Origin of the sequence: Fodinibius salipaludis (genome assembly GCF_002287075.1) — a bacterium.
GTDB lineage: Bacteria > Bacteroidota > Rhodothermia > Balneolales > Balneolaceae > Fodinibius > Fodinibius salipaludis.
Map to the genome: position 1 here is coordinate 345726 of NZ_NSKE01000001.1, position 13858 is coordinate 359583.

Sequence of the window (13858 nt, forward strand, 5' to 3'; positions counted from 1 at the left end):
AACGCAGCTAAATATAGCCTTTTTCCGCCTTAATTTCAGCCTGCCCAATTACCATCATAAGTCGAAATAGTTAATAAGTTTTTGTTACTTTTGGTGGGATTTAAACCAAAAACCTTAAACTCAGAAACTGTTGAGTACACTCTATATTATTGCCACGCCTATTGGAAATCTTGAGGATATCTCCGAGCGAGCCATCAAAACCCTCAAATCGGTTTCCTACATCGCCTGTGAAGATACCCGCACCTCAGGCGTGCTGCTGAAAAAGCTTGATATTAATGCAAACACCTTTGCTTTTCATGCACATAACGAACATCAAAAGGTAGAGCATCTACTCAACATTTTAGATGCGCGACAAAATGTAGCCATCATTTCAGATGCAGGAATGCCGGGCATTTCTGATCCGGGATTTCTGGCCGTTCGTGCTGCTCATAAGGCCGGGCATTCGGTTTCGGTAATTCCCGGTCCCGATGCTGCCACAACAGCTCTTGTAGCCAGCGGACTACCGTGCGACAAATATGTGTTCGAGGGATTTCTACCGCAGAAAAAGGGGCGTCAAAAACAGCTCAAACAATTGGTAGACGAAGGGCGCAGTATTGTGCTGTATGAAAGTCCACATCGCCTGATGAAACTCCTTGAAGAGCTGCGAAAATATATGGGGGATCAGCGCATGATGGCGGTCTGTCGCGAACTTACTAAAAAGTTTGAGGAAGTGGTGCGCGGATCCATAAAATCGGTGTACGACACTTTTCAACTGCGGGATGACATTAAAGGAGAAATAGTCGTTATTATTGCCCCAAAAGATTATAGCGAATGAAAAACTCAATACAACAATTCTGGAATAGTAGCTGGGTGTTAAGCATTACGGCAGGAGTCCTGCTGGGTTTGAGCTATCCCCCGGTACCTCTGCCCTTTCTTATTTTTCCGGCATTCTTGCTCGTCTTTCGCATTATAGATCTGTCTGATTCTGCCCGTGAAGCAGCCTATAAAATCTATCCGGCATTTCTCATTTGGAATATTATTACCACCTACTGGCTGGTAATGGCAACCGTTGCCGGTGGTGTGGCCGCGATTCTGGCCAATGCGGCAGTGATGACTATTCCCGTAATGCTCCAGTACAAAGTACAACAGCTAAAAATAAGTCCTTGGCTTATCGCCCTGCTGCAAACAGCCTTCTGGCTGACGTACGAATTTCTACACCACCAGTGGGATCTGGCCTGGCCGTGGCTCGGGGTTGGAAACGCATGGGCTAACGTGCCCCAGTTAGTACAGTATATTTCCGTAACCGGCTACTGGGGAATCTCATTGTGGGTTATTTTCACCACCGCATTGGCCTATCAGTACCTGAAAAAGCACAAGCAGAAAACAAAAATTGCACTTATTTCGATACTGCTGGTATTTCCTGCTTGGTCCATTTCAATTTCCGCTTTTGAAAGTGAAACTAAACACGAACAAACCCATGAAGTTGTCGTCGTCCAGCCCAACTTCGATTCCTACGAACCCAATGGCGGATTTGACAGTGCCCAACAAGCCAACGATCACCTTCTGTCTCTGACTGACTCCGTAATTACCGAAAATACCCAACTTATCGCCTGGCCGGAAAATGCCGTACAGAATCAAATTTTAAATATTGATGGGTATCGAAATTTCTCAGACCGGACGAAAAAGCAGCTCAAAAAATATACTGAGAAACAGGACGCTACACTCATCACCGGGGCTACTTTTTTCGAATTCTATAAAGACGATATTCCTGCCCTACCTTACAAAGGTCAGCGTGGAGCATATCTGCCATTTAATGCTGCCCTCGGATTCTATCCCGATAAACCGATGGAGGCCTACCGTAAGCACAACCTGGTGCCCATTGTAGAGCGCATTCCATTCGTCCACTTTTTAAATGCCATCGATGTCTTCGGATGGGTAAGCTGGAATCAAATTCAAGGGTACGGAAAGGGGCACCACCCTGACCAGTTTTCGGTGAACGGTACTGCAACCCCGGCACTTATTTGCTATGACTCAGTTTTTCCAAGCTGGGTTCGGAATTACGTAGAGAACGGATCGGGATACCTGACTATTATTACCAACGATGGCTGGTGGGGCAATACCAGCGGACACGAGCAGCACTTTGCTTATGCACGTCTGCGAGCCATCGAATTTGACCGCTGGATCGTTCGCAGTGCCAACAACGGCATCTCGGGTATAATCGCGCCGGACGGCTCTATAAAAATAGAAACTCCTTATTGGAAATCGACCGCTTTTAATTATAAAGTGCCGGTACTCACATCCAAAACCTTATACGCTCGATTTGGTGACTGGCTACCCTATTTGATGATGATTCTCTCAATATTTGGAATAGGATTTTCCTTCTTTGATAAGAAAAGTAACTCAACCTAATTAGACCGAATTGACACCACAATATTAAACCTAATGTCGTGATCTGTTCGTCCGTACACTCCTGATGTTTTGGGAAGCAATTTATTGTAGTTGTATTCAAAATTGGCCTGTATCATCTGTGAAAACTGGTATCCAATAACGGCCGATCCGTTTATCCGTGCTTGTCCCCCGGTCGTTGTACCCGAAAATTCCGCCCGATCGGGATCTTTAATAATGTCATCTGGTCCGGCGGTAAGCGCCTCATCAAGATCGGAGTCGAGCTCAAATTTCTTTTCTTCATCTTCGATATAACTTCCGTTCAAGGTAATATCAACGGCGTTATCCAAACGATTGAAAAATGGAATTTTGAAATTACGAATGGTATAGGCAAACGTCAGTTTCAACCCCTTGGACATACGTTCAATTACCGTGGAGTTTGACAGCGCCAGGCTCATTACCTTACTCTGTTCATATTGGATATTCGTCCGAAGGTTTGATTCCCAAGTCAAATTTAATCCCACCAGTGGACTAAATCGCTTCTCAATATTAATGCTGTTGGGCTCAAATTCGGGTCGCCGATTGGTAACTGAATAAGCACCCAGCGAAATATCCGGCAACAAGCTTTGATCCTCATTAAATATCCATCCCAGGCGGTAGGTACCGCTGTAATTATGCGATATGGAAGCCCGTGACATCAGATCGCCAAAATATGGGATAAATCTTTCTAAGCCTGTCCACGTAATACGCCAGCCGGGCAAAGGAAATGGCGTAAAATTACGATTGCCAATAGCTCCTTGACTAAAAGTGAGATACGAATCTCTGAAATCTTCCTGCAGGGCTGTTCGACCCAACACCGTTCGTCCATCCGAATTACCGGTAGAGTCGATAATCACACTATTATTGCCAATATCATCAAAAGCAGTACTTAGCTGCTGCTTGAAAAAGTCTTCATAACCACTACCAAAAGCCCAGATACTTGAAGAAATAGAGCCATTCTGCGAACGTACCGTACTCTTATTTTGATTGGGATCTATAGTAATCGATTGGGAATTCATCTCGCTCCATTTTGAATTCCAGGACAAATCAATGTTCAAGTTATTAAAGGGTTGCAACCGCGACCGTACGGTAATATCATCAGTTAAATTATGATTGGATGGCAATTGCAGCGACGAAGTTTCGCTCGGATTGTTAATCAGCCGATCGAGCCCAACTTCATTTGTAAATCCCGTGCGATACGAAAATGGAGGCGAATAATCTTCACCACTTCTCCCAAACATATCGTAGATAGGCGATGTGCCTGCATATCCACTTTGGAGCGAACTCTGTGAAATGTTAAAAGAGAAATCCAGAGATTGTATGCTCAATATCGCTCCGGCTGCTTTCTTCCCAATATTGCCAAGCGTTTTACCCAACTGATCTTCGGTTAATCCTTCTGTTGTATCAGCTGAAGTAGTGTTATTTCTCCCTCCATTGTTTTGCAGGTTCCGATACCAATCCATTTCGTTCAGCAGACTCCGAATATTGAAATCCAGCGTCTGGTTCAGCGAAAAGTTATTTGATACGTTTGCCCCTAAATCTGATCCTCTGGGACTGTTTCTCCACTGATATCCGCCGCTGTAATTTGCTGAATAATTGATCCAGTCCAACGCACTTACCCTGTTTAACCTGGGCTGCCAGCCGGCAGTATACGACTCCTGATAGTTACTACGCCTGGACGAAAGGCTATCAAAAACAAGATCGCTGAGCACATCAAAAGAAGGACGTACCGAATACTGAGTAGAATCGGCTATAGGATTACTCGGTCCGGCCTCTTCTATTCCTGCTCGGGATAAATCAAACACCGTCCGAGAACGGAAAGTCGTTTTAATGCTCGGCGTAATATTATATCCAAAGCCAAATTCAGTGTCGTAGGTAAAACTATGTGACTGGCGTAATGCATTTTCCAAATTGGGATCAACAACCCTGCGAAGCTGTTCGTCGTATTCCCGATCGATACCCATTGAAGTATTAATTGAGGCCGGAGTATATCCCAACTGTATTCCGGCTAAGGGATGTATTAACGGCACGTCTCCCAAAAACCCGAGTGGTCGAAATACCTTTGTTTGTGGAAAACTGTAATTGTACCGTATTGAACCGCTGTAATTCCAGTTATCCTGTCGCAGATACTGTGGATTTCTTCTTTCTGTAACGTTGTACACATAATTTACTGTTGTTTTATCGAGCGTATATTCGGCCAAGTTTGATTGCGATCTCGACTTTGAAAGGTTCGAGACATTGATTGAATAACTTTCAGTTACCGTCTGACTTTCCCGAATACGCTGATCAATAATTTGTTCTTTCTCAGACTCGGTAATATCGTTACGTGCATTAACCGCATTTTCGAACTCTGAAAGCCGAACATCCCCCTGGTTGGGTAAATACCGGGGCGTGGATGAGGAACGACGCGTAGAGAGTGATACCGGAATATTCCAGCCAAAACGATCGGGGACAAACTTATGCATGTTAACAGTGGAATTAAGATCGTACGCCTGCACATTAGACATGCGACGCTGACCCAGTCGAGAGTTTAGAGCTCCGAACCCATCCGTTTCTCTGTTGAAGTTTGCATTAATGGTAGCAAAATCAGCCATCTTCATTTCGGCTTTAGCATTGGCCGCCCAACCCGACTTATTATCAAAACCCGATACGCGTAATTCATTGAACCAGAACTGACCATCCAAAGAAGCAATTCCACCGTCATCCGGATTTTGTGGATCAAAGGGGTTTTGGATTCCCATCCCAATTTCTCCCACTCTGTCGAGCGAGGGATTTCCTTTGACTGCAATAATTGCCCCGGAAGGGGCCTCCTGCAACAAATCACTGCGCTCAAAAACCGTATTTCCTTCAACCCCCTGTTGGTCGCGCAGCTGTTTTAACTCATTGAACGCCCGCATCAAAATATTCATGCTGTTTTTTTTGTACAGCCAGACCTCCTCGGCCTCCATCTCACGCTCGGCATCACTCATTTCACTAAGGGGTTCAGCGCTGTATGGATAATTCGGATCGGAGGGCGAAATGGGTTGGCGATACTCGTAATAGTTATTCGTCAAATCCGTACCAAAACGTACGACCAGCTCAGCATCGCCGCGGTTATCATAACCCTCACCGTGCACAAACATTCGCACATTTGAGTAGTTAATCATATTTAATCCCCCGGGATATATCCGCTTCATCATCTTCAGTTCTCCGGGGCCCAGGTTTTCCACATTCATAGTGATCGACTGCTCGTTGGCAATGGTCTGGCGCTGTCGATCCCGATTAATGGCTCGTATGGCTCCCTCGGGCTGCCGGTATGGGATAGGCTGGCGCTGGCTATTTTCTTCAATATTCACAGATGAAATATTAAATTCCCCCTGCGTTGTACCCTGCTGCTCATCCACATTTTCAGCCGGACGCCATTGACTACCTACCAACTCAAACGTAGCGAAACGTAGTGTAAATGGCTTTTCATATCCCGACAGCCAAACCCTGATGTACGAAATATTTTGAAAGTTTTCGATCCCCCCTACTTTGCGTACCCACTCTTCAAGTGGAAGACGTACCTGGTACCACCGATCTTCCTGATTGGGACCGTCTACTTTATCCACAATAAACGTGCCCTCAGATCCCGGTTCTAATTCAGAAAAATCGGCGGGATTCCAGTCAATTTCATACTGGAAATAAGCATTATTCTGCTCGACAATCGATGGGGTTATTAATCCCTCTGTATCGGGCTTATTCGTTACGGCCCGCTTTTCACCCTCGTTTGGTGGTGTGTTGCCATCATGATAACCATACATGCGCGAAAACCGCTCTTGGAGATCACCGTTGGCCGCTTCACTTTCTCCATAATAAACGTAATCGTCGTTAGAAGGATCATCTTCAATCTGCTGGTATTGATCACTTGCGGCCCCATACTCCGAAGCCATCTCCTCAAGAAATCCTGAGAATAAATTCTGTTCATTCTTGTTATCAATACCCCCTTCATTCGGGGCTCCATCCAATCCCACATCCGCTAATTCACGCGTATCATTCGAAAACTGTCCCTCGGGAGCTGGCAACGGCGTAGGAATATACGACCGCGATTGGCCGCTAATATTATCTTCCTGCAAATCCTGGGGACGACGAACCAATCCATCCTCGGTATTCGTTTTAAAGTTCGGAATCACATCTTCTGAGACGACTCCGATATCAATATAAATTTTACCCTCATAATCCTGAAGATCCTGGGCAGATGGAGCCTGACCGTTAGGCAATACGGTTTGCATCCAAAATTCCAGAAATTCAATATTATTCTGAGTCAGGTCTTCCTGCCCCGAAGGCAGCGTGGTCGTCATCCCGCTCCAGGTACGTTCCGGCTCATTTTCAAACAAGGTTCTCAGATCATCGTTATAGTTATACGGTCCTCGCTTGGTAGGATCAAAATAGACATCCAATGTGCTAATAAAGTTTTCTTCCGTAAGCACATCCCGATTAGGAAAAACATCGGTCACCTTAACCTGCTCGGTTTCCGGCATAAAATTAACTCCTCCCAATATCTGATCAATATTTTGTGGGATACTGTACCAAGAAAAGGTTCCCCGAAGATCCGAACGAGCAATTTTATCTGCGATATTTGAGGATGGATTGTCCGGTGGATTATCCTCAAAAAACACCTCATCCGGTCCATAACCCGGTACAGCTGCCGGTGCTGCAGCAAGATTCCACCGACCGGGATTCATAAAGCTCAACCCAATATCTGAACCTTCAAAATCATCAATAAATGACAGTCCGTTTTCTTCATCTTCAAATAAGCGGTTATCATCAATTGCATCACTCACTGCACTTGTTTGTGAGACACCCGGACGTAAATGGGCAAACTCTCCACTTAATGTTAGGTTCGAATTTTCTTTGGTCTGTAGCAAAGGAACCTGATCAATCAAACGCGTAAGCCAAGGAGTATCGAAATGAGCATTGGCATCAAATCCCACGACTGAATTATTCACCGGTTCATCACCAATGCGAATTTTATCTTGCAGGGGACGTTCTTTGAGATTAAAATAAGTGCTTCCCAGTGAAATATTATCCGTAAACTCATACTCAGCCCTAAGCCCGGTAAAGCTCTTCTTACCTATCTGCATGAGCTGATTATTTTCGTATTCAATTTTTATTTCTTGTCCACGACGAAGATACCGCTCATTTAAGATGGTGATACTTCCAATCGAATAATCTACAGCATAATCGGTCCCTTCCTGCAACTCGCGTCCGTTTGCAAAAACTTTTACTGAGCCTTCAACCAACGAATATCCCAACGAATAACTGGAGGAAATACTCCCCTGTGAGCTTCCCTGAATACGATAAAAGCTATTTTTTGAACTTTGATTCGCATTTACCTTCTTCTCATTATAAAGTTCATCAAAAGTAAGATCACTGATACGATCGGGCGGAGTTCCGGATTCAGTAAGCAGCTGCTCAATGCGCGAACCGAAAGGTTCCAGATAGGGAAAAACAAGCGTGCCGGTCGAGGGCTCCAATACTGTTGTGCTGAAATCAATTTTGTTATCCGGATTTAACGCCCCCTGTTGGTCAACTCGGTCAAGCCCTAAATCCTGCAGTAAAATTTGATCGCGTTGTGGCAACGAGCTGCTGGGTACATTTTGCTCGGTGTATTTGATATCCAGATCCAACCCTTCCTGCGTTATATTATTCGCTCCCAGTGAGTACACATTTTTCATCATCAGATCCCACAAAACATTCGAGGTTGTCACTGTTTGTGGACGTAATAATTTTAAATACATACGTTCATTCCCGCCCTGGCTTATATCTCCAACGCTTATTGTTTCTCCTGTTTGTGAATCGCGATACTTAAAAGAAACCGCCAAAGCCTGTCGCGATCCTAAATTCCTTTTAATGGATATATAACCCAAGTTTCGATCTAAACTATAATCACCCCCTTCCTGTAATGGCACAAAGTATCCCTCCACAAATGAGGTAGCCTCAACTCCAAAACTTTCAGCTGATACCCCTTGTGCAGGATCCCGATATTGATCCAATGTCGCCTCATTAAAAATATCCTGATCCTCATCGGGCGGAGAAAATGTACTATCCGGATTTTGCACTACCCCCAAGTCTCCCAGTGCAATCGCCTGACGTTCCCCCTCTTGTGACTGTGAGGACTCCCTAAGCACCCACACATTAACCTCTGTTAACTGTAACGCCTGTCCCTGCTGCTGGGGATTCGAAACATTATTTTCAAACTCCTGACGAGGAAAGAAGTCCAAGAAAAAATGTTTGTCGGATTCATAATCGCCCGGACGAATAGAAATTTTCTGCTCTTTCGCACCGCCCGTTATTGTTTCCGTTTTACTATCTCCCTCTTGTTGAGAGAGTACCGACGTCAGCTTCAGCGAACCAATCTGGGCGACAGATTTAATACCAAAAAGAGCGCTACCGCCACGAATAAGCGAGTTTCCCGTCTGCATGGACACATTACCCAATTCCAGACGCTGCAAGATCTCATCCTCATAACCATCATATACAATGCTCAGACGATTCATAAAGTCAAAATCGCGCTCGGTATCCCAATCGGTTTGGATAGACAATTTATCCCCAATAGTACCCTGAATATTCAGCTTCAAACTTTGTTCAAAAGTGGGATCTATCTGCCGGCGTTGGTCTTCCGGAACCTCAGGATTTTCGGTCTTTTGGATAGAAGCCCCGACATTCATATTGGCCGTACCGTTGATACTTAAGTTAACTTCCGGCTTGCCAAAGATAGTCGTAAAAGTGGACTCTTCTCCGCCGGGAATATCAAGATTAAAGTCGAGTAACCCCTCTTGGCGCTGTCCCTCTGTTTGTTGCTCTTGAACAAGGGTTTGCCAGTTATCTTTGAGATGACGGCGTTTCGATTCTTCCGCATACTGCTCAAAGCTCATCTGGAAACTGGAAGCAACCGGCATCTCATACAACAATCGCTGACTCCGGTATGATCCCAGAGAATCACGCTGCACATACGTCTCTTCTTGAGACAACTGTATATAAAAAAGTTTGGGAGGAACATCCGGAAAAGGATCCGAAATAGAGGGAAGCTTATGCAACCGGGGCAATGTATCAGCCTGGACAGGCGTTATACGAAGTGAGTCCTGTCCGGTCTGAGCCATACTTTGCCCGGGGCCTGCTACCATAGCTGCCAAACAAAAAAATAGAACAAACGTTGGAAAGTTAAATGGCTTGAGCTGCACGAAACCGTTGTAGAATATATTTACATATTATTTCTATCAGCAAATCTATGGTAGCAATCCTCTATATACAGCTCCTTATATTTTATTGAAATGGTCGTGTCCCCATGCACTCTGCAGAATTATAACGGATTCCTGCTTGTCATAAAAATACAAACTCTGATTTTGTAGTCATAATAAATATCCATTTTGTAAAGAACCCATATAGACCTAATTTTAGGCTCCTAATTAAACATCAATATGCAATTACTACCCAACAAACTACAATTAGATATTCTTAAGCGGCATATAGGGCCCTTCATCTTCTGTTTCTGTACCCTGATGTTCCTGCTGCTTATGCAATTTCTAATTCTTTATATTGATCTTCTTATCGGCAAGGGATTACCGTTAGGAATTATTTTGGAGCTTATCATTACAAATTTGGCTTCGATGGTAGTGCTTGCAGTGCCGATGGCCGTACTGGTAGCTTCGCTGATGGCTTATGGTAAAATTACGGAACTAAATGAACTGACAGCTATCCGCGCTGCAGGCATCAATCCTATCCATGTTATAAATCCCGTTCTGGTTGCATCCATCCTGCTTTCTGTTTTTCTGATGTGGTTTTCCAACGATATTCTGCCCGATGCCAACCAGCGAGCTCGGTCCCTGTTTATTGATATCCGCCTTAAAAAGCCCGGCTTTGATCTAAAAGAAAATGAGTTTTACGAAGGGATCGACAACTACACCTTTTTGGTTAAGGAGATCACCAACGAATCTGATTCACTTCGTGACGTAACCATTTATCAGCATCCCACACGTGATCGTAAAGAAGCCTATATAAAAGCCCAAAAGGGGCGGCTCGCGAGTAAGCAGAGCGGACAAACACTCACCCTTTTTCTGAATGATGGATCGGTGCTTCGCAAACTCGATCGCAGACAAAAAGGAAAACTGGTTGCTGTCTTTGAAGAGACTAAATTTGAGCGGTATCGCATCAGCTTTGATCTTTCAGATTTAGCCTTCTCGCGCTCCAATCCCGCAGACCGTTCCCGCAATGATCGAACCATGAATATTCAGGCAATGAGCAGTGTCGTTGATTCCCTGGACAATCAGATTGAAAAACAAAAAAAACACATCTTAAAAAATACAAATTACATATACCCTACGCTTACCAATCTCAATACTGGCAAAAAAGAAGAGTCCAAATTAAAGCAATCGAAGATCGATACTACTGATCCACCTTATGAAAGCCAATATTTGGCACTCCAACAGTTTCAATCAAAACCCAACCAGTTACGGTTACACGATATTGGACTAATGAAACTGCGCAACTATAAATCCTTTATCGAAGATGTAGTATCAGATACTGAGTGGCGCCTTGAAAGAATTGCCCAGTACCTGGTTGAAATCCACAAAAAATTTTCCATCCCCATCGCCTGTATTGTATTTGTTCTCCTTGGTGCCCCAATCGGCATGTATACCAAGAAAGGGAACCTGGGATACGCAGCTCTCATTGGTACGGTATTTTTAACCTTCTACTGGATTTCCATTATTCAGGGCGAAAAAATGGCCGACCGACTATTTATTTCACCTTTTACCGGCATGTGGTTATCAGATATTGTACTCGGTGCCGTGGGACTTATAATGGTAATTAGTATTAGCACTCCTTTTAAACTATCAAAGCTATGGAAACATCGTGACTAAAAAAATTGATCGCTATATCTTTTTTAAGATGTTGACCATCACATTATTTGTGATGATGGTGCTGATATTTATTTTTATCGTTATCGATTTTTCAGAAAACAGTGAAGATTTTACGGACAAAGGAGCCACCTTTGCCCAAGTATTCGGAGTATATTATCTCAACTACATTCCCGAAATAGCACGCTTAATCATACCTGTTGCCGTATTTATTGCCTGCCTATATCTGACGGGACAAATGGCTGAACGACTCGAAATTACTGCTCTTAAAGCGGCCGGTGTTAGTTTGTACCGAATTCTTTTACCCTATCTGGCTTTCGCCTTTTTAATGACAGCTACCATGAGCTATCTGGATGCTTATGTAATTCCCAATGCCAATGAAACACGCCTCGCATTCGAGTCTGAATATCTTTCCAGTAAATCGGATAAAGTGGATACAAACCGCATTTTTCGGCAGGAATCCGAAAACTCCATCTTTAAAATAAATTATTTCAATCCCGATAAAGGAACCGGATACCGGGTAGATGTTATAAATTTTGAAGGCGACAGAATCAGTAAGAAATTGTTTATTCAGCGAATGATATGGCAGGAAGAACAACAACACTGGAAGCTTGAAAATGTACGAAAACAAACTTTTACCGAAATGGGATATTCCGAGGTACATGTCGATTCCATGGACACAACGCTGAATATATATCCGCGGGATCTAACGCGCAAAACCTCGGATATCTATCAGCTTACCTATCCCGAAGCTCAAAATTATATTCAATCTATCGAACGCAGTGGTGCCGGAGGGGTGGAGTTACCAAAAGTGCAACTCTACGGTCGATATGCTTATCCCTTTTCAATTATTGTTGTTACTATCGTCGGATTTGCCCTGGCTTCGGTTCGACGGGAAGGCGGCAAAGGGTTCTATATCGCAGCTGGGTTGGCCGTAAGCTTTCTATACTTGGTAATGATGAAAGTGATTGAGCCATTCGGTGGTCAGGGAGAAATTGATCCCATGCTGGCAGCAACACTTCCTCATTTGATCTTTCTGGTAATTGGGGTAAGTATCCTCGTCAACGCCCGAAAATAATCCCCGGGTCGTGTTTAGCTTACCGAATAGTTTGGAGCTTCTTTGGTAATTTCTACAGTATGAGGATGGCTTTCCTTATAAGCTGCCGCAGAAATTTGTACAAACTCAGCCTGCTGTAGCCTTGCAATGTCAGGTGCTCCGCAATAACCCATAGCTGCACGCAATCCGCCGGTCATTTGATGGACGACTTCGCTCAAATATCCTTTATATGGAACCCGTCCTTCAATACCTTCGGGCACAAGCTTGTTAATGTTATCCTCGACATCTTGGAAGTAACGGTCCTTAGAACCTTGTTCCATGGCCCCCAAGCTTCCCATTCCACGGTACGACTTGTATTTGCGTGACTCATAGATAACAGTCTCACCGGGTGCCTCATCAACTCCTGCAAACATCGATCCCATCATAACTGCGTGTGCACCTCCTGCCAGCGCTTTGGGAATATCACCAGTTTGCTTAATTCCACCATCGGCAATGACACTAACACCGGCTTCATGAGCATATTCGGCAACTTCCATCACTGCACTCATTTGTGGTACTCCAACACCGGTTACCACGCGCGTTGTACAGATAGATCCCGGTCCAACTCCTACTTTTAAAATATCTGCTCCCGCATCAACAAGAGCTTTTGCAGCATTCTTGGTTGCAATATTTCCAGCAATCAGATTCAGCTCGGGATATGTTTTTTTAACCTCTTTGACCATATTCAACACCCCTTGAGAATGGCCGTGCGCGGTATCAATGGTGATAACATCAACACCGGAATCAACCAGTGCCTCAACGCGATCCAGTGTATCTGCTGTAACGCCAACCGCGGCACCCACTCGCAGGCGTCCCATATCGTCCTTACAGGCATTAGGAAAGTTCATTTTCTTCTCAATATCCTTAAAGGTAATAAGCCCCACCAGTTTCATATTGTTATCTACAATAGGCAGCTTTTCAACCTTGTGTTCCTGCAGCAACTTTTCTGCTTCTTCGAGCGTGGTACCTTCGCGCGCCGTGATAAGATTTTCAGTCGTCATTATAGTACTCAGTTTCTTATCTACATAATGCTCAAAACGCAAATCCCTGTTCGTAACAATACCAATAAGTGTATTATCATCTTTTACAATAGGGATTCCGCCGATCTTATGTTTTTTCATAAGTCCGCGCGCTTTGCGAACAGTCTCATTCTTACCCAATGTAACCGGATCAACTATCATCCCGCTTTCACTGCGCTTCACCATGCGTACCTGGTCGGCCTGATCCTCAATCGACATGTTTTTGTGCAGCATAGCAATCCCTCCTTCGCGCGCAAGGGCAATGGCCAGCCGATACTCCGAAACAGTATCCATAGCCGCACTAATGATGGGAGTATTGAGCGTAAGTTCAGAAGTTAAATCCACGCTTGTATCCACATCACGGGGGACAACTTCAGAGTGGGCAGGGACTAAGAGTAAATCATCATAGGTTAAACCCTGGCGTGAAATTCGGTCGAAAGGAGAGGAATTTTCCATGGTAAAAA

At 44.3% G+C, this 13858-nt stretch carries 6 protein-coding genes; 4 read left to right on the forward strand and 2 right to left on the reverse strand.

The genetic code is table 11. From position 1 onward, the window contains the following. Positions 1-130: 130 nt before the first annotated feature. Together rsmI and lnt are read left to right on the forward strand one after the other, a co-directional pair. Entirely contained in the window at positions 131-814 is a 684-nt protein-coding gene (gene rsmI / locus CK503_RS01420) for a 16S rRNA (cytidine(1402)-2'-O)-methyltransferase (RefSeq protein WP_095604993.1), read from the forward strand. Then, the gene (gene lnt / locus CK503_RS01425) at positions 811-2388 is read left to right on the forward strand and encodes an apolipoprotein N-acyltransferase (protein WP_095604994.1); all 1578 of its coding nucleotides are present in this window, start codon (positions 811-813) and stop codon (positions 2386-2388) included. The genes rsmI and lnt overlap by 4 nt, the downstream gene beginning before the upstream one ends. On the opposite strand, the gene sov is transcribed toward lnt, so the two are convergent. Then, positions 2385-9524, reverse strand: coding sequence for a T9SS outer membrane translocon Sov/SprA (gene sov / locus CK503_RS01430; protein ID WP_176466178.1), 7140 nt, complete (start codon positions 9522-9524; stop codon positions 2385-2387). The two genes, lnt and sov, sit on opposite strands and share 4 nt — an antisense overlap. Before the next feature lie 318 nt (positions 9525-9842). Here sov and CK503_RS01435 point away from each other — a divergent pair, with 318 nt between their 5' ends. Both CK503_RS01435 and CK503_RS01440 read left to right on the forward strand, forming a co-directional pair. Continuing rightward, positions 9843-11282 carry an LptF/LptG family permease gene (locus CK503_RS01435; protein WP_095604996.1) on the forward strand — a complete coding sequence of 480 codons (1440 nt, stop codon included), beginning with the start codon at positions 9843-9845 and terminating at the stop codon, positions 11280-11282. After that, complete coding sequence (locus CK503_RS01440) at positions 11275-12357, forward strand: LptF/LptG family permease (protein ID WP_095604997.1); 1083 nt, start codon at positions 11275-11277, stop codon at positions 12355-12357. Before CK503_RS01435 ends, CK503_RS01440 begins: the two co-directional genes overlap by 8 nt. Before the next feature lie 14 nt (positions 12358-12371). Here CK503_RS01440 and guaB read toward each other — a convergent pair whose 3' ends face one another. After that, positions 12372-13850, reverse strand: a complete 1479-nt coding sequence (gene guaB, locus CK503_RS01445; protein ID WP_095604998.1) for an IMP dehydrogenase — start codon at positions 13848-13850, stop codon at positions 12372-12374. Positions 13851-13858 lie beyond the last annotated feature (8 nt).